The organism is Kitasatospora sp. HUAS MG31 (assembly GCF_040571325.1).
GTDB lineage: Bacteria > Actinomycetota > Actinomycetes > Streptomycetales > Streptomycetaceae > Kitasatospora > Kitasatospora camelliae.
This window is the reverse complement of the sequence record NZ_CP159872.1, coordinates 899,417-916,999: the sequence shown is the minus strand read 5'-3', so window position 1 is coordinate 916,999 and position 17,583 is coordinate 899,417. Positions and strand designations below refer to the sequence as shown.

Below are 17,583 nucleotides of genomic sequence, written 5' to 3'. Positions count from 1 at the left end.
ACTGCTACGCTCGTTTATGACAGCACACGATAGCGCTATCTCCATCCGATCGATAGCGGTCGGCGGCATCGCCCTCGCCGCCCTGGCCGTGCTCTGCTTCTCCTTCAGCTTCCCCGCCACCGCGTGGACCCTGAACGGCTTCGGCCCGTGGACCGCCACCGGTCTGCGCGGAGTCCTCGCCGCCGTCCTGGCCGGCGCCTGCCTCGCCGCCCGCCGCGTCCCGCTGCCCCGCCGCGCGGACTGGCCCGGCCTGCTGGTGGTCGCCGGCGGCTGCGTCATCGGGTTCCCGCTGCTCACCACCCTCGCCCTGCAGACCTCCTCCACCGCCCACTCCGCCGTGGTGATCGGCCTGCTCCCGCTCGCCACCGCCGCGCACGCCGCCCTCCGCAACGGCGCCCGCCCGCCCCGGACCTTCTGGGCCGCCGCCCTCGCCGGCGCCGCCGTGGTCCTGGCCTTCACCCTCCAGCAGAGCGCCGGCCGCCCCGGCCTCGCCGACGCGTACCTGCTGGGCGGCCTGGTGGTGTGCGCCGCCGGCTACGCCGAGGGCGGCCGGCTGGCCCGCCGGATGCCCGGCTGGCAGGTGATCGCCTGGAGCGTGGTCGCCGCGCTGCCCGTCACCGTCCTGACCTGCGCCCTCGCCCTGCCGCTTGAACCGGTCCGGCCGACCGCCCAGAGCCTCGTCGGACTGCTGTACATCGCCGCGGTCTCCCAGTTCGGCGCCTTCGTGCTCTGGTACCGCGGCATGGCCGCCATCGGCGTCCCCCGGGCCAGCCAGCTCCAGCTCGCCCAGCCGCTGCTCACCCTCGGCTGGGCCGTCCTGGTCCTCGGTGAGCGGCTGCCCCCGGCCGCGCCGGTGGCGGCCCTGGCGGTGGTCGCGTGCATCGCGTTGACGCAGCGGCAGCGCGGGTAGCGTCCGTCCGTCGGCAGGTGGGTTCGCCGCGGGCTCCCCGTCCTTCCGGGAACACCCACCGCGCACCCGGAGTCAGCCGGAGTCAGTCCGCGGAGGGCCGCGACTTCGGCCGGGGCCCGCGGAGTTCGGTGTACACCGCCCACACCACCGAGACCGCCGGGACGGCGACCACCGCGCCGATGACCCCGGAGGCGATGCTGCCCGCGAGCACCGAGACGGCCACCACCACCGGGTGCAGGCTGACCGCCCAGCTCATCACCACCGGGTGCAGCACATGGCCCTCGATCTGCCCGATCACCACGATCAGCGCCAGCACCACGATCGCGATCACCGGCCCCTTGGCGGCCAGCGCCACCAGCGAGGCCACCGCCATCGCGATCGGCGAGCCGACCAGCGGGACGAAGGAGGCGAAGAACTCCAGGACCGTCAGCGGCAGGGCCAGCGGCACCCCGAGGATGAACAGCGCGATGCCGACCAGCACCGCGTTGGTCCCGGCGACGATGAAGATGCCCCGGGTGTAGCCCGCGAAGGTCCGCCAGGCCACCCGGCCGCCGCGGTCCAGGTGGTCGCGGGCGGCGACCGGCAGCTGGTCGGTGGTCCAGCCCCACATCCGGCCCCCGGAGTGCAGGAAGAACACCGACATGAACAGCGCGAGCGCACCGCCGGTGGCCAGTTCGACCGCCCGGTGGAAGCCGCTGACCGCGGTGCTGATCAGGGTCGAGCGGTGCTCGGAGAGGTAGTCGGTGATCTTGCCCTGGACATCCGAGAAGGTGGAGTGCGCGATGTGGAAGGGCGAGTCCTCCAGAGCCCGTTCCAGCCGCTCCAGGCCGCCCTCGAAGTCCTGGCTGAGGCTGGACACCTGGTCGGCCACGGTCTCGCCGATCAGCGCCAGCACGCCGGCCGGGACCAGCACCGCGATCAGCAGGCCGAACAGCACCGCCAGCGAACGGGGGAGGACCCGGGCCAGCAGGTCGACCAGCGGCCGGACCACCGAGGTGATCACCAGGGCGAGGAAGGCGGCCAGCGCGATCAGGTGGAACCGCCCCAGCACCATCAGCACCAGGTACGCGGCCCCGGCCACGACCAGCAGCCGCCACGCGTAGTCGGAGAGCCGGCGCAGTCCGGGCTCGGCGCCGCGGCCCTCGCGGCCGCGGGAGGGCGTCCGGCGCGGTCCCGGTCGGGTCACCGGCATGCCGCACCGCCCCTCGCCCCGGGTGCGGCCGGGCCTGCCGTCCGTGGACGCGGCAGCCCGGGCGGCCGGACGTAGCCGTCGTACCGGAGCTGTCCGCCGAACCGGAACCGGCCGTGCTCCCGGGACCCGCGCGCGTGCGAAAGAGGCATGGATCCTGCATAACGGTCGAACGGCCGGACGGGCCGCTCCCGCGCCGAGGAGGGCCCGCCCGGGGCTTGTCTGACCATTCGCGTCGCATCAGCGCGCGGCTCCCCCAGCCTCCGGCCGGGAGGTGCCCCCATTACGCGCCCGGCTGGGCGTGCCGCCGGAGCGCCCTTTGTACTGGGCGTACCTGGCCGATTCGGCGGGGCGTCCAGGTGGGGGTGCCCCCCGGCCGGAGGCTGGGGGAGGATGCCCGGCGTCGTGCGCGCGGCGGGAATGGTCAGACGAGCCCGGGGACCGGTCCGCCGTACCGGCGGCCGCCGTTCCCGGCTCAGGCACGGTGGCCGATGCCGCCGTAGAACGGTGTGTAGTAGGTGTCGTACCGGCCCCGGTAGTCCCGGTCGGCGGCGTCGTGCGTGTCCGGGTCGAACTCCGGGCCGGCCTTGATCTCGTCCTTGGTCCGGTCGACGAAGACCTTGCGCTCCTCGGTGTCGACCCGGTCCACGGTGCCGGCGGGCAGCAGCACGTGCCGGCCGAAGATCCACGGCCCGGTGTCCACCACCAGGTACGCGGAGCCGACCTCCGCGGACAGCCGGTCGACCTTCCCGATGTGCCCGTCGACGGCCTCCACCCGGAAGCCGACCAGGTCCGCGCCGGAGGCGAACCCGGAGGTCGTCCGGAACTCCCAGATCTCGATGCGGGTCATGACGTCTCCCTTCCTCACGGTTCCTCGCGCCTGCGCCTGCCCGGGCAGCGCGAATCCATGCGCATCCACGGACATCCACCCGTATCCGTGCCGATCGACCGCACCAACCCGCCCATCCCACAGAGCCGTTGGTGAACACGTGATCGACCTCGGAGTGGGCCCGGATGCCCAATCCACGGCTGAGCAGGGACGCTTCAAAACCCCAGATCGGCGAACGTTCACCTAATCGGGTGCAGAAGATCGGTGGGAGCCGCTCGAACGGTCCCGCGCCGCCTACCGTTGGGAAGCGAACGAGGCGGGGCTCGCATTCGGAGGTCCCCTTCCTCTTGGACGAGGCGACGACCCGTCATGACCCGTGATCCTTCAGAGAGGGAGGCCCCATGCCCGTGGACGCCCACGCGGCGGCCGCGTCGACCCCGCACGTGCCCGGACTGCCGGCCGCACCACCGCTCCCGATTCCCGCCCCTGCTCCGGTCCCGACTCCGGCCGCAGCGGCCGCAGTACCGGCTTCCGGGCCGCAGCCCCCGCAGACCTCCGCCCTGGAGCGGATCCTGCGCGGCCCCAGCGGCATCGGGACGTCCGGACTGCACCTGGAGCAGCCCAAGTCCGCGCCGCGCACCGGCGATCCGATCCCCGGCCTCTACCACCACCCGGTGCCGGAGCCCGATCCGCTCCGGGTGGAGCAGGTCGGCCTGGGGATCAAGGCCTGGGCGGTGGACGAGGTCCAGCTCTACCCGCCGGAGTGGGAGGACCAGTTCGACGGGTTCTCCATCGGCCGGTACATGGTGGCCTGCCATCCCGAGGCCCCCACGGTGGACCACGTGATGATCGCGGCCAGGCTGATGGCCGCCGAGAACGCGGTGGACGACTGCTACTGCGAGGACCACGGCGGCTCGCCGGTCGGCCTCGGCAGCCGCCTGCTGCTGGCGCACACCGCGCTCGACCCGCTGCACACCACGCCGGAGTACCAGCCCGTCTGGGCCGAGTCGTTGCAGGCGGACGCCCCCCGCCGGGCGTATCGCTCCGCCATGGACTACTTCACCCGCGCGGCCACGCCCTCCCAGTCGGACCGGTTCCGGCACGACATGGCCCGGCTGCACCTCGGGTACCTGGCCGAGGCGGCGTGGGCCGAGACCGACCACGTGCCCGAGGTGTGGGAGTACCTGGCGATGCGCCAGTTCAACAACTTCCGCCCCTGCCCCACCATCACCGACACCGTGGACGGCTACGAGCTGCCCGCCGACCTGCACGCCCTGCCGGCCACCCAGCGGGTCATCGCGCTGGCCTCGAACGCCACCACCATCGTCAACGACCTGTACTCGTACACCAAGGAACTCGCCAGCCCCGGCCTCCACCTGAACCTCCCGGTGGTGATCGACTCCCGCGAGGAGTGCGGCGACCGCGAGGGGTACCTGAAGGCGGTCGAGGTCCACAACGACCTGATGCACGCCTTCGAGGCCGAGGCACTCGCGCTGGCCGCCGCCTGCCCGGCACCGCCGCTGCTGCGCTTCCTGCGCGGGGTGGCCGCCTGGGTCGACGGCAACCACCACTGGCACCAGACCAACACCTTCCGCTACAGCCTGCCCGACTTCTGGTAAATCCGAGGAGCTGATCCATGTCCATGACCGACATCACCACCACCCCGCGCGGCGCCGCGATCCCCGGCCCCGCCACGCCATATCAGGGCGACATCGCACGCTACTGGGACGGTGAGGCGCGGCCGGTCAACCTGAAGCTGGGCGACGTCGACGGCCTCTACCACCACCACTACGGCATCGGCGAGGTCGACTTCGCCGCGATCGGCGACCCGCAGGACAGCGAGCACGAGAAGAAGGTGATCGCCGAGCTGCACCGGCTGGAGTCCGCCCAGACCGACATCCTGCTGGACCACCTGGGCGCGATCACCCCCGAGTCCACCCTGGTGGACGCCGGCTGCGGCCGCGGCGGTTCGATGGTGATGGCCCACCAGCGCTTCGGCTGCACGGTGGAGGGCATCACACTGTCCGCCAAGCAGGCCGAGTTCGGCAACCGGCGGGCCCGTGAGCTGGGCATCGAGGACTCGGTCCGTTCCCGGGTCTGCAACATGCTGGCCACCCCGTTCGGGACCGGCACGGTCGCGGCCTCCTGGAACAACGAGTCCAGCATGTACGTGGACCTGCACGACCTGTTCGCCGAGCACTCCCGGATCCTGTCCGTCGGCGGTCGGTACGTGACCATCACCGGCTGCTGGAACCCGATCTACGGGCAGCCCTCCAAGTACGTGTCCCAGATCAACGCCCACTTCGAGTGCAACATCCACTCCCGCCGGGAGTACCTGCGGGCGATGGCCGACAACCGCCTCGTCCCGCAGGCCGTCATCGACCTGACGCCGGCCACCCTGCCGTACTGGGAGCTGCGGGCCACCTCCTCCCTGGTCACCGGCATCGAGGAGGCGTTCATCAACTCCTACAAGGACGGCTCCTTCCAGTACGTCCTGATCGCGGCCGACCGGGTCTGACGGCCCCCGGGGGCCCGCTCTCAGGGCCGGGTGAAGGTGAGATGGGTGACCCCGCTGGGGCTGGTCACGGACTCGATACGGAAGCGCTGTTCGAGTCCCTCCAGCCCGTCCCAGAGGGGTTCGCCCCGCCCGAGCAGGATCGGCACCACCACGACGTGCAGGTGGTCGACCAGGTCCGCCGCCAGGAACTCCCGGACCATGGTGGGCCCGCCGCCGAGCCGGACGTCCAGCCCACCCGCGGCCTGCCGGGCCCGGCGCAGCGCCTCCTGGGGTGCGGCGTCCAGGAAGTGGAAGGTGGTGCCGCCCGCCATCTCCAGGTCCGGCCGGGGGTGGTGGGTGAGCACGAACACCGGGGTGTGGAACGGCGGTTCGGCTCCCCACCAGCCCTGCCAGGCGTGGTCCTCCCACGGGCCGCGCTGCGGGCCGAACTTGTTCCGTCCCATGATCTCCGCACCGATGCCCTCGCCCCAGGTGCGCGCCATCGCGTCGTCCACGCCGGTCTCCCCGCCCTCCTCGCCCTGCATCCGGCGGAAGGTGCGGGTGGCGAAGAACCACTCGTGCAGCCGGTGGCCGGCGTGGCCGAACGGTTCTTCGAGACGCTGGCCCTCGCCCGTGCCGTAACCGTCGAGCGAGACCGAGAAGTTGTGGACCCGGACCAGGGACACGAGCAGACCTCCGGCGTTCGGTGCCCGGCCGCGGACGGGCCGCACCGGTACCGGGCGACCCTACGCGCGGCGGCCCGGCCGGCGGGACCGGCGCGCCGGAAACCCCTGTGCGCGGCCGTGCGGCGGTCTGGAATCATGCCCGGATGGCCCAGCATCTCGAACCCCTGGTCGTCCGGCACGCCCACCGCATCCCCGTCCCCACCTGCCCCTCCGGTCCCGTCGGTCAGGGAGCCGTCGCGGCACGGCAGTTGGACGCCGCCCTGATGTCGGTGGGCTTCAAACTGTCGGCCGAGCTGCTGGAACGGCTGGCGGGCCTGGACCGGGACACGGTCGCCGAGCTCGGCGCCCGCACCCTGGACACCGTCCGCGCGATGGTCGGCGACCACGTCCGGCACAACGTCTACTTCCGCGACTTCCCGGCCAACGTGCCCGACACCCTGGAGTTCTGGGCCGGCTGCATCGCCGAGGCGCTCGCCGAGGACACCACCCGCGCGAGCACCATCGCCCAGCTGAGCACCGGCGTGGTCGACCTGCTCACCCTCCCCTCCTACGGCCGCTACCGGCACGCGTACGAGGAGATGCTCGCCGCCCACGGGGAGCTGATCGCCGCCGCCGGGGACCGCCTGACGGTCCTGCACCCCGGCGGCACCGTCGAGGAGGAGCTGACCGCGCTCTACCTGGCCCTGGCGGGCAGCGCCACCCCGCTGGGCGAGGCGGCGCTGGCGGATCTCCGGCTGCTCGCCGAGGACGCCGTCCACGGCCCCCAGCCGAAGGAGATCCCGGTCCGGGAGACCCGGGCCGTGCTCAACCTGGTCCGGGTGCGGGCCGGCGCCGAGCCGCTGCTGGACACCGTCACCGACGTGCTCCGGCTGGCCTGCGCGCTGTCGGACGGCGACGTCACCCTGGTGGAGCCGACCCGGTTCCGGTCGCCGTCCCGGCGGGTCCGGCGCCTTCTGATCGCCGGCCTGGACGCCGTGGTCGCGGCCTCGCCCGCCAAGCTCGCCGACGTCGCCGCCCACCGCGAGCAGTTCAAGCGGCTCGGCGAACGCCTCCACCCCCACGAGTACCCGCAGCACCCGCACGCCGCCGAGGTGTTCGCCGTCGCCCGCGGCGAGCGGAAGGTGCCCACCCTCGCCGGCCGGGCCGAGGCCCTGCTCGCCGCCGGCGACGCCGTCGGCGCGGCCCGGCTGCTCACCGCCGCCCCGGGCCGGCTGTTCCGCGCCCTGGACCACCTGCTGCGCCGCTGCGCCACCGAGGAGCAGCGGGACGCGGTGCTGGCCGCCGCCGAGGAGGCCGCCCCGCAGGTGGCCGGCCGGGTGCTGCTGTCGGTCCGCGAGCACGTCCGGAACCGCGGGCCGGAGTCCGGCGACCGGCGCCGGGTGTTCGTCAACCGGTTCGGCTGCGCCTGGGTCACCGAGGACACGCGCCCGCCGGTGCCGCCGCGTGAGCGCGAGCGCCTGACCGCGCTCCTGGACACCGAGCTGCGCCGCCGCCTGCCGGCCCCGCGCCGGCTGCTGGTCGACCCGGACGTGCTGGACGTGGCGCTCCCGCTCAGCGGCCGGGCCGCGGCCGGCGGCTTCGGCATCCTGCCGCGCGGGTCCCGCTCCCCGGTGGACGGCGACCTGCTGCGGTTCTTCGTGTACTGGAAGGAGGCCGCCCGCACCACCGACTTCGACCTGTCGGCGCTGATGCTCGGCGCCTCGTACCAGACCGACTCCTGGCTGTCGTACACCAACCTCCAGGCGGTGGACGGCGAACACTCCGGCGACATCACCAGCGCGCCCAGGGGCGCCTCGGAGTTCATCAACCTGCGGCTGGCCGCGGTCCGCGGCCGGTACATCGTGCCGCAGGTCAACATCTACTCGGGGGAGGGCTTCGAGGAGGTCGCGGAGTCGTTCTTCGGCTTCATGCTGCGGGAGGCCGAGCAGGAGGGGCGGCCGTTCGAGGCGCGGACGGTGAGGATGAGGTCGGAGCTGCGCGGCCCGGGCCGGGTGGCGCTGCCGCTGGTCTTCGTCAAGGGGGAGGACGGCCGCTGGCACGCCCGCTGGATGCACCTCTACCTGAAGGGCACGCCCAGCGCCAACCAGGTCGAGGGCAACCGGGCCTCGGTGGCCACCCTGGTCCGCGGCGTCGTCGAGCGCGAGTTCCTGACCGTCCGCTACCTCACCGACCTGATGGCCGGGCAGGGCACGCCCGTCGAGACCTGGGACGGGGCGACTCTCCCGGACGGGCCGGTCACCTTCCTCGGCCTGGAGCGGCCCGAGGGGCTCCACCCGGAGTCGGTGGTCCTCACCCCGGAAAACCTGCGCGACCTGATCCCGGCCTGACTGCTACGGTAGGACCCGGGTGAGGCCATGGACGGACTTCCTTCTCCACTCCACTGAATTAGTCCGGCCGCTTTCCTCCCCCTCGACTCCCGCCGGGGTGCCGCTGACGGCACCCCGGCGTCGTCGTGTCCGGGGTCGACCGGGGGCCCGGCGAGGACCCGGTCGGGCTCCCGGCCTCCCGCCGACGCTTCTGCGCGAAAGTTCTGACGGATCGTCAGAAAGCCGACCTGCACCGCTTGGCCGGGGGCTGCGGTGTGTGATGGGCTGGGCCGTAGGTGTCCGTACTGTCCTGGGGGAGCATCGTGCTGACCGTCAGACTGCTCGGTGGGGTGGGGATCGAGACCGGGGCCGGCTTCGTCACGGCCGGGCCGGGCAAGCAGAGCTGCGTGCTCGCCGCGCTGGCCGTCCATCCGGGGAGACCGGTGACGCCCGAGGCGCTGATCGACCGGGTCTGGGGCGAGGTGCCGCCGGTCGCGGCCCGCAAGGCGCTCTTCGCGTACGTCTCCCGGTTACGCCGGCTGCTGGCGGGCGGCGATCCGTCGGTGGAACTCCGCCGGGCCGGGCCGGGCTACCTGCTCGCCGTCGACCCGGAGGCCGTCGACCTCCACCGGATGCGCCGGCTGTACGGCGCGGGCCGGAAGGCCGCGGAGCAGCGGGACGACCCGGCCGCCGTCCGGCTGTGCCGCGAGGCCGCCGGACTGTGGCGGGGCGAGGCACTGGGCGGCGCGGCGGGCGACTGGGCGGACCGGATCAGGTCCGGCATCGGGCAGGAACGCCTGGGCCTGCTGGCCGAGTTGTACGACGCGGAGCTGCGGCTGGGGCGCCACCGGGAGGCGGCCGCGGAGCTCGCGGACCTGGTGGCGGAGCATCCACTGGACGAGCCGCTGGCCGTCCGGTTCATGAGCGCCCTGCACCGGTCGGGCCGCTCCGCCGACGCCCTGGCACACTACCGCCGCACCCGGCGGCACCTGGCCGAGGAACTGGGTGCCGACCCCGGACCGGAGCTGGAGCGGCTGCACCGCCATCTGCTGCGGGACACCGACGGGACGGTCCCCACCGGGGCTCCCGACCGCGGACCGGCGGCACGGCCGGCGGCCGGCAACCGTCCCGCCCTGCCGGCGCCGCGCCAACTGCCGCGCCCGGTGGCGGGGTTCGTCGGCCGGGCGGAGGAACTGGACGCGCTGGAAGCGGAGCTGTCCACCGGCGGGCCGATGCTGGTGGCGATCAGCGGGATGGCCGGGATCGGCAAGACCACCCTCGCCGTGCAGTGGACCCAGCGTTCGCGCCGGTCCTTCCCCGACGGGCAGCTGTTCGTCGATCTGCGCGGCCACGGCCCGGGGCGGCCGCTGCGTCCGGTGGAGGCGCTGGCCGGGTTCCTGGTCTCGCTCGGCGTCCCGCCGGAGCGGGTCCCCGCCGAGGAGGAGCAGGCCGCGGCCCTGTTCCGCTCGGCCCTCGAGGACCGCCGGATGGCCGTGGTGCTGGACAACGCCGGTTCGGCGGACCAGGTCCGCCCGCTGCTGCCCGGATCGTTCGGGGTCCCGGTCCTGGTCACCAGCCGCAGCCGGCTGACCGGTCTGGTCGCCCGGGAGGGCGCGCGAGAGCTCCCGCTCGACCTGTTCAGCGAGGACGAGTCGGTGGAGCTGATCCACCGGACGCTCGGTGAGCGGCACCCCCACGGCCAGGCGCGCGCCGGGACCTCGGCCGCGGTCGCCCTGGCCCGGCTGTGCGGGCGCCTCCCGCTCGCGGTGCGGATCGCCGCCGCCCAGGCCGCGTCCGAGCCCGGTGCGGGCCTGGACGCCCAGGTGGCCCGGCTCTCCGGCGGCGACCGGCTCGCCCACCTGGCGGTGCGCGGCGACGAGGGGACGGCCGTCCGGGTCGCCTTCGACCACTCCTACGCCGCGCTCGGTGACGACCTGCGGCGGCTGTTCCGGCTGCTCGGCCTGCTGCCGTTCACCGACGTCCCCGTGGCGCTGGCCGACGCGCTGCTCGCGGCGTCCTTCGACGCCGCCCCTGCCGACGCCGTGCCTGCCGACACCGCGACCGGCGCCAACTCCCCGGCCCGGGCCGAGCCGCTCCTCCGGCGGCTGGCCGACGCCCACCTGCTGAACCACTCCGCCGAGGACCGCTTCCACCTGCACGACCTGCTCCGCCAGTACGCCCGCGAACTCGCCCTCGTCGAGGAGCCGGCCCCCGGGCGGGCAGCCGTGCTGCGTGCGGCCTTCGGCTGGTACGTCCGCCACACCGAGGCCGCGGCCGCGGTGATGTTCCCGCAGCTGCCCAGGCTCCGGCCCGCACCGTCCGGGGAGTACGCCTTCGCCGACGCGGGCCGGGCCGCCGCCTGGATCGCCGCCGAACGGCACAATTTGGTCACCGCCGCGGTCACCGCCGCCGAGTCCGCCCATCCGGAGGCTGCCTGGCTGCTCGCGGACGCGTTGCGCGGCCACTACATGGCCCACCGGAACCTGGTGGAGTGGACGGCCGTGGCACAGGCCGGGACGGAGGCGGCGGAGAACGGCGGAGACGCCCGCGCCCGAGCCGCCATGCGGTTGAACCAGGCCGTGATCGCCAACTGCACCGGCGACCTCGCCGCAGCCGTCGACCACAACCGGGAGGCCCAGCGCCTCGCCGCCACCGCCGAGTGGCCGGTCGGCGAGGCCGTCGCCCTCGCCAACCTCGGGGTGGCGCTGTCGATCCTGGGCCGCTCCACCGAGGCGGCCGAGCAGCTGCGCGGGGCGCTGGCCATCAACCGGGCGCTCGGCCGCACCGCCAACATGGCCATCAACCTCGGCACCCTCGGGTCGATCTGCGGACTGACCGGCCGGATCGATGCCGCGGTCGAGTACCTGCAGGAGAGCCTCGCCCTGCACCGCGCGGCCGGCGGGGAGCGCGGTCAGGCCGCCGCACTGATCAACCTCGGGGTCGCCCACCACGAGCGGCGGGAACTCGACGCCGCCCGGGACTGCCTCCAGGAGGCGCGCCGCCTGGACCGGAAGCTCGGGCACGTCGACGGGGAGAGCGCCGCGCTCGCCTACCTGGCCTGCGTCGAACTCGACGCCGGAAACACCGGGCAGGTGCTGGAGCTCGCCAGGACCTCGGTCGCGATCATCCGGCGGGCCGGCGACCCGTACGCCGAGGCCGTGGCGCTCAACGCGCTGGCCACCGTCCAGCACCGGTTCGGGCGACGGACGGTGGCCCGGCTGCACCACCGCCGGGCGCTGCGCCTGGCGGACTCCTGCGGCGGCCGGCAGCCCGCGGTGGTGGCCCTGATCGGTCTCGCGGACCTGGACCGGCTGGCCGGCCGGTTGGACGACGCCGAACAACTCGCCCTCCGGGCACGGGATCTGGCCGCGGAGGCCGAGTACCGGCCGCTGCAGACCCGGGCCGAGGCCGCGCTGGCCGAGGTGTCCCGGCTGCGCGGCCCGGCCGACGTTCGCTAGCCGGGGCGGTGTGCCGGTCGGCGGTCCCCCCCCGGGTCCGTCTGTCCGGCACGCCGCCGTCCGTCAGCCGGTGACGGGCGACACGTAGCCGCTGATCTTCTTGCCGAACAGCACCTGGCCGACCTTGAAGGTCTTGACGCCCGGGTGCGGGGTGACGTGGCCGGGCTCGGCACCCTGGTTCCCGCCGATGATGTCGATCGAGACGATCTTGCCGGCCGTGTTCTTCTCGACCTTGGTCACCAGCGCCACGTGGTCGTCCTTGAAGTCGCCGCCGTAGTTGTAGACGATGGCGTCGCCGACCTTGGGCGTGTTGTGCAGGGTGTCGTGCTTCTTGCCGTAGGTGTAGAAGCTCTTGGCCGCGTCGGTGAGCTCGTCGACGTACCTCACGTCGTTCTTCGCCCAGACCCAGCCCGCGAAGTCGGCGCACCACGCGTGCGCCTCGTGGCCGCGCGAGCAGCTGTTGGTCTGACCCCTGCCGCCGTCGTAGCCCTTGCCGTTCTTGCCGCAGGCGTCGGCGCCGAGCTGGCTCTTGGCGGTGGCCGCGATCTTCGAGCCGGGCGTGGCGGCCTCCGCCGACCCGGCGCCGAGCGCCCCGAAGACGGCCGCGGTCAGCACCGCGGTGACGGCGAGACGGGTGTGCGCGACACGGTTCAACGTCCTTCGCATGGAAGGTCCCTCCCACTGGTTGGAGATCCACCCGCCGTTCTTGCGGGCGGATCTCCACGGTGCGAGGGGACGTTTGCCTGAACCTTGCCCGATTCTTGCGCGGCCGGCCGGCCGCCCTGCGAGGTGACGGTGCGTCAGGGGAGGATCCGTCGAAACGCCCCGTTCAGGCGGACCGCCGGGGACAACCGGTGCGAGGGCAGGGGACCTTGGCCGGGGCGCGACGACTGCGCTGGAGCGGCCCGGGGTGGCGGGCCGAAGTGTGATCCGGCGTCACCTGCGCGGCCGGGGTGCTCTCGGTGACCGCCGGCTGCGGCGGCCGCCGGGACGGCGAGCTCTCGGCCGTCCGCGCGGCCGCGGCGGCGAGGCAGACCACCACGCCGAGCAGGACGGCCGCCACGCCGACGACCCGGTTCCGTGGATCGGGGCTCACCGGACGGCGGAAGCCGGGTGCGGGCCCGGCGCGCCGGCCGGTCGGCGGCGCCCGGCCCGGGCCAGGGCGGTGTCGATCAGTACGTCGAGCAGCTCGTGGTAGAGCATCCCGGCGGCGGCCCAGATCCGGGGGTACTGGGAGGCGGCGGTGAAGCCGGGGAAGGTGTTCACCTCGTTGACCACGGGGTCGGCACCGTCCCGCAGCAGGAAGTCGACCCGCAGCAGGCCCGAGCAGCCGAGGACCTCGAACACCTCCAGCGCCGTCTCCCGCAGCCGGTCCGCGAGCCCGGCGGGTAGCCGGGCCGGCACCTCGAACCGGGTCGCGCCGTCACGGTACTTGGCGTCGTGGTCGAAGAACGGCCGGTCGCGGCCCACCCTGATCTCCAGCGGCGGCCCGACGTGCAGGCCGCCGTCCGGGAACTCCAGCACCGCGAGGTCCACCTCCCGGCCGAGCACCGCCTCCTCCACCAGCACCTTGCCGTCCGCCGCCCTGGCGGCCGCCACGGCCCCGTCCAGCCCGTCCCAGGAGTCGACCCTGGTCACGCCCAGACTGGAGCCGGCCCGGGCCGGCTTGACGAACACCGGCAGACCCAGCCGCCGCCGCTGCGCCTCGTCGAGTCCGTCCCCGGGCCCGCGGAGCAGGGCCGAGGCGGCCACCGGCAGCCCGGCCGCGGCCAGCAGCCGCTTGGTGACGTCCTTGTCCATCCCGGCGGAGCTCGCCGCCACCCCGCTGCCGACGTACGGGACGCCCAGCAGCTCCAGCAGCCCCTGGACCGTGCCGTCCTCCCCGTACGGGCCGTGCAGGGCCGGGAGGACCACGTCGGCGGCGCCGAGCAGGGGGACGGCGGCCCGCAGGCTGTCCCAGGCGGTGCGGCCCCGGGCGGGGGTGAGCCGGGCCAGGTCCTCGGGGCGGTAGCCGGCCGCCGGCAGGTCGTCGGGTCCCGGCACCCACTCGCCGTCGGCGGTGATCCGGACCGGCCGGACGCGGTGGCGGCCGCGGTCGAGGTGGGTGAGGATGCCGGCGGCCGAGGCGCAGGAGACCTCGTGCTCGCCGCTGCGGCCGCCGAACAGCACGGTCACCGCGGTCCGTCCGGCGGGGCGGGAGGGACCGGGGCGGTACGGCTCGGTGGGGATCGCGGGCGGGGTGTCAGGCACGGTCGGTGGTCTCCTCGTCAGTGGCACTGTCACTGGGGCTGGGGCTGGGGCACGGGTCGGGGGTGGGGTTCCCGGCCGGGCGGCCGGGGGCGGGGAGGTGGCGGCGGGGGACCCGGGGGCCGATCCCGGTGAGCACCTCGTGCGGGTTGGTGCCCGCCCAGCGGGCCCAGTCGGCGACGGTGGGTTCACCGTGGTCGCCCGGGCCGAACACCAGGACCTCCTCGCCGGGACCGACCGGGTGCGCGCCCGCGTCCAGCACGCACTGGTCCATGGCGATCCGGCCGGCGACCGGCCGCCGGCTCCCGGCCACCCACATCCGGGCCCGCCCGGCGGCCGCCCGGGGCACGCCGTCCGCGAAGCCCAGCGGGACCAGCAGCAGGGTGCCGTCCCGGGCGGCGGTGTACTCGTGTCCGTACGACACGCCCTCGCCGGCCGCCACCGGCCGGGCCGCCACGGCCCGCGCCCGGAGGGTCATGGCGGGCCGCAGCCCGTGGTCCCGGCCGGGCACCGGCTCGACCCCGTACAGGCCGAGGCCCACCCGGACCAGGTCGTAGTGGGTCCGCGGCGCGGTCAGGCAGGCTCCGGAGTTGGCCAGGTGCAGCAGGGCGGGCCGCAGTCCGGCGCGCCGGGCCACGGCCGCCGCCCGCTCGAACGCGGCCACCTGCAGGGCGGTTTCGGGGCCGGTCCCGTCCGCGTGCACCAGGTGCGACCACAGGCCGTGGACGGTGAGCAGGCCGCGCCGCTCCAGCGCCCGGGCCTGCTCGACCACGGCCGGCCAGTCGGCCGGGGCGACGCCGTTGCGGCGCAGTCCGGTGTCGACCTTGAGGTGGACCCGGGCGGTGACCCGGGCCCGGTCGGCCGCCGCGGCGATGCCGGCGAGGTGCGACGGCGAGGGAACGGCCAGGTCGACGCCGGCCCGCAGGGCGGGGACGAAGTCCTCGTCGGGCAGGTGCAGCCAGCTGAGGACCGGTGCGGTGATCCCGGCCGCCCGCAGGGCCAGCGCCTCGGCGGTCGAGGTGACGCCCAGCCAGCTCGCCCCGTGGGCCAGCGCGGTCCGGGCGACCGGCACGGCGCCGTGCCCGAACCCGTCGGCCTTCACCACGGCCATCACGGCGCCGCGGGCGTGGGCGGCGAGCAGCCGGGTGTTGCCGGCGATCGCCGCCAGGTCGACCACGGCCTCGGCCCGCGGCGCCCCGCCGGCCCCGCAGCCGTGGGCGGCCGCCGCCCGGACGGGACGGCCGTGACGGTCGGGGCGCTCCGGATGGTCGGGCCGTTCCAGGCGGCCGGCGTGCTCCGGGCGGTCGGGGCGTTCGGGCCGCGGCGCCCGCTCGGGCCGGGCGTGCCGCTCTCCGGGCGGGCGGCGGTCGCGGGCGGCTGGTCTCGGTCGGCCGCTGGGTGTCATCGGTTCGGCTCCTCCGGCGTGCTCTCACGGGCGGGGCCCGGCGGTCGACCGGGCTGCCGCCAGTCCACCGGGCGGGCCGTGAACCGGGGGTGAGCCGGCCGCTCACACCGCGCTCACACCCGCTGCCGCATACTGGGGCGCCCGGCGGACGGGCGCCGGACGGACCGGGGGAGAGGTGTGGGGCGGATGGGGAGTCTGCGGCTGAGGTTCACCCTGGTGTTCGGGGTGATGTTCTTCGTCGCGGCGGCGGCCGTGCTGGTGGTGTCCGTGGTGCTGGTGGACAACTCCATGCGGTACACCCTCGACCTGGCCTTCCCCGCCGCCTCCCCCCTGGAGCCGCCGCACTCGGCGGAGCTGCAGCGGTACCTGGCGGTGCAGCGGGCCGCGCAGCCGGCGACCCGCCGGAACATCCAGGAGACGATGCAGTTCAACCTGGTGTTCAAGGGCGGTCTGGCGGTGGTCGCCGTCGGGGTGATCGCGACCACCGCGGGCTGGCTGGTGGCGGGCCGGCTGACCCGGCCGCTACGGGTGATCAGCGCGACCGCCGAGCGCGTCGCGGGCAGCACCCTGCACCGCCGGATCGACCTCCAGGCCCCGCCGGGCGAGGTGAAGTCCCTGGCGGACTCCTTCGACGGCATGCTGGACCGGCTGGACCAGGCGTTCGCCGGCCAGTCCCGGTTCATCGCCAACGCCGCCCACGAGCTGAAGACCCCGATCGCGGTCAACCGGACCCTGGTCGAGGTGGCCATGAACCGGACCGACGCCCCGCCCGAGCTCCGGCAGTTGGGCGAGAACCTGCTGGCCGTCAGCGCCCGCCACGAGCGGCTGATCGACGCCCTGTTGACCCTCGCTCGGGCGGAGAACTCGGTGACCGACTCGGTGGCGGTGGACCTGGCCGAGCTGGCCGAGTCGGTGCTGGACACGGCCGCGGCCGAGGCCGCGCGCCGCGGCGTCACCGTGGAGGACCGGACCGGGCCCGCGGTGGTGACCGGCGACCCGGTCCTGCTGGAACAGGTGGTCCGCAACCTGGTCGACAACGCCGTCCGCTACAACCGGCCCGGCGGCGTGGTGACGGTCACCGTCGCCCCGGTCCGGGACGGCGTCGAGCTGGAGGTCGGCAACTCCGGCCCGCAGATCGCCGCGCACGAGGTCCCGCTGCTGTTCGCGCCGTTCCGGCGGCTGACCGACCGGGTCGGCTCGGCCCGGGGCAGCGGGCTCGGCCTGTCGATCGTCCGGGCGGTCGCCCGGGCGCACGGCGGCGAGGCCTCGGCCCGGCCCCGGCCGGGCGGCGGGCTCACCGTCCGGGTCCTGCTGCCGGCCGGGCCCCGGGCGTTCGGGCCGCGCGGGCGGACGGGCGCACCCGCTCAGGGGATCCGGTAGCCGGTCCCGGTGATGGTCTCGATCAGCGGCGGGGCGTCCAGCTTGCGGCGCAGGGCGCGGATGGTGACCCGGACGACGGTGGTGAACGGGTCGATGTTCTCGTCCCAGGCGCGCTCCAGCAGCTCCTCGGCCGAGACCGGTGCCCCCTGGGCCCGCAGCAGCTCCTCCAGCACCGCGAACTCCTTGCGGGACAGGGCGAGCGGGCGCCCGTCCCGGCTGGCCGACCGGTAGTGCGGGTCGAGGCGCAGGCCCGAGCGCTCCAGCACCGGCGGCGTGGCCGGCCGGGCCCGGCGGCCCAGCGCCCGGATGCGGGCGAGGAGTTCGGCGAACGCGAACGGCTTCGCCAGGTAGTCGTCGGCCCCGAGGTTCAGCCCCTCGACCCGGTCGGCCAGCGTGGCGGAGACGGTCAGCATGAGGATCCGGACCTCGGCCCCGGACGCCACCGTCCGGCGGCAGACCTCGTCCCCGTGCAGCCCCGGCAGGTCGCGGTCGAGGACCATCACGTCGTACCGGTTGACGGCCAGCCGCTCGGTCGCCGCCTCCCCGTCGTGCACCACGTCCACCGCGAACGCCTCCTGCCGGAGGCCCTCGGCGACCGCCGTGGCCAGCATCTCCTCGTCCTCCACCACCAGTACGCGCATCCCGCCCCCGCTCTCGTGCCTTCCCCGCACGGACG

General features: G+C 74.8%; 13 protein-coding genes. 6 read left to right on the top strand and 7 right to left on the bottom strand.

Annotation, left to right across the window (positions count from 1 at the left end; all coding sequences use genetic code 11):
• Positions 1-16 precede the first annotated feature (16 nt).
• Complete coding sequence (locus ABWK59_RS04285) at positions 17-910, top strand: DMT family transporter (RefSeq protein ID WP_354637952.1); 894 nt, start codon at positions 17-19, stop codon at positions 908-910.
• An 82-nt stretch (positions 911-992) separates the two neighbouring features.
• On the opposite strand, the gene ABWK59_RS04280 is transcribed toward ABWK59_RS04285, so the two are convergent.
• The gene (locus ABWK59_RS04280; protein ID WP_354637951.1) at positions 993-2,102 is read right to left on the bottom strand and encodes an AI-2E family transporter; all 1,110 of its coding nucleotides are present in this window, start codon (positions 2,100-2,102) and stop codon (positions 993-995) included.
• A 472-nt stretch (positions 2,103-2,574) separates the two neighbouring features.
• Entirely contained in the window at positions 2,575-2,949 is a 375-nt protein-coding gene (locus tag ABWK59_RS04275; protein WP_354637950.1) for a PRC-barrel domain-containing protein, read from the bottom strand.
• A 380-nt stretch (positions 2,950-3,329) separates the two neighbouring features.
• Here ABWK59_RS04275 and ABWK59_RS04270 point away from each other — a divergent pair, with 380 nt between their 5' ends.
• Entirely contained in the window at positions 3,330-4,547 is a 1,218-nt protein-coding gene (locus ABWK59_RS04270) for a family 2 encapsulin nanocompartment cargo protein terpene cyclase (RefSeq protein ID WP_354637949.1), read from the top strand.
• Between the two features lie 17 nt (positions 4,548-4,564).
• Positions 4,565-5,446 (top strand): geranyl diphosphate 2-C-methyltransferase, encoded by an 882-nt coding sequence (locus tag ABWK59_RS04265; RefSeq protein WP_354637948.1) that lies wholly within the window; start codon positions 4,565-4,567, stop codon positions 5,444-5,446.
• A 20-nt stretch (positions 5,447-5,466) separates the two neighbouring features.
• Here the strand turns inward: ABWK59_RS04265 and ABWK59_RS04260 are convergent, their stop codons facing one another.
• Entirely contained in the window at positions 5,467-6,111 is a 645-nt protein-coding gene (locus ABWK59_RS04260) for a dihydrofolate reductase family protein (RefSeq protein ID WP_354637947.1), read from the bottom strand.
• A gap of 143 nt (positions 6,112-6,254) precedes the next feature.
• Between ABWK59_RS04260 and ABWK59_RS04255 the strand changes: the two genes are divergently transcribed.
• Together ABWK59_RS04255 and ABWK59_RS04250 are read left to right on the top strand one after the other, a co-directional pair.
• Positions 6,255-8,438 carry a TerD family protein gene (locus tag ABWK59_RS04255; RefSeq protein WP_354637946.1) on the top strand — a complete coding sequence of 728 codons (2,184 nt, stop codon included), beginning with the start codon at positions 6,255-6,257 and terminating at the stop codon, positions 8,436-8,438.
• Between the two features lie 302 nt (positions 8,439-8,740).
• On the top strand, positions 8,741-11,875 hold the full coding sequence (locus ABWK59_RS04250) for an AfsR/SARP family transcriptional regulator (RefSeq protein WP_354637945.1): 3,135 nt from the start codon (positions 8,741-8,743) through the stop codon (positions 11,873-11,875).
• Positions 11,876-11,938: 63 nt separating this feature from the next.
• On the opposite strand, the gene ABWK59_RS04245 is transcribed toward ABWK59_RS04250, so the two are convergent.
• The 3 genes from ABWK59_RS04245 to alr all read right to left on the bottom strand — a co-directional run bounded on the left by ABWK59_RS04245 (position 11,939) and on the right by alr (position 15,527).
• Positions 11,939-12,541 carry a CHAP domain-containing protein gene (locus ABWK59_RS04245; protein WP_354637944.1) on the bottom strand — a complete coding sequence of 201 codons (603 nt, stop codon included), beginning with the start codon at positions 12,539-12,541 and terminating at the stop codon, positions 11,939-11,941.
• A gap of 426 nt (positions 12,542-12,967) precedes the next feature.
• Positions 12,968-14,125: a D-alanine--D-alanine ligase family protein gene (locus ABWK59_RS04240; RefSeq protein WP_354637943.1), complete on the bottom strand. Its 1,158-nt coding sequence runs from the start codon at positions 14,123-14,125 to the stop codon at positions 12,968-12,970.
• The gene (gene alr / locus ABWK59_RS04235) at positions 14,118-15,527 is read right to left on the bottom strand and encodes an alanine racemase (RefSeq protein WP_354637942.1); all 1,410 of its coding nucleotides are present in this window, start codon (positions 15,525-15,527) and stop codon (positions 14,118-14,120) included. Before alr ends, ABWK59_RS04240 begins: the two co-directional genes overlap by 8 nt.
• 186 nt (positions 15,528-15,713) lie before the next feature.
• Between alr and ABWK59_RS04230 the strand changes: the two genes are divergently transcribed.
• Positions 15,714-16,907 (top strand): sensor histidine kinase, encoded by a 1,194-nt coding sequence (locus tag ABWK59_RS04230; protein ID WP_354637941.1) that lies wholly within the window; start codon positions 15,714-15,716, stop codon positions 16,905-16,907.
• On the opposite strand, the gene ABWK59_RS04225 is transcribed toward ABWK59_RS04230, so the two are convergent.
• Entirely contained in the window at positions 16,892-17,548 is a 657-nt protein-coding gene (locus ABWK59_RS04225) for a response regulator transcription factor (RefSeq protein WP_354637940.1), read from the bottom strand. The genes ABWK59_RS04230 and ABWK59_RS04225 overlap by 16 nt on opposite strands.
• Between the last annotated feature and the right edge of the window lie 35 nt (positions 17,549-17,583).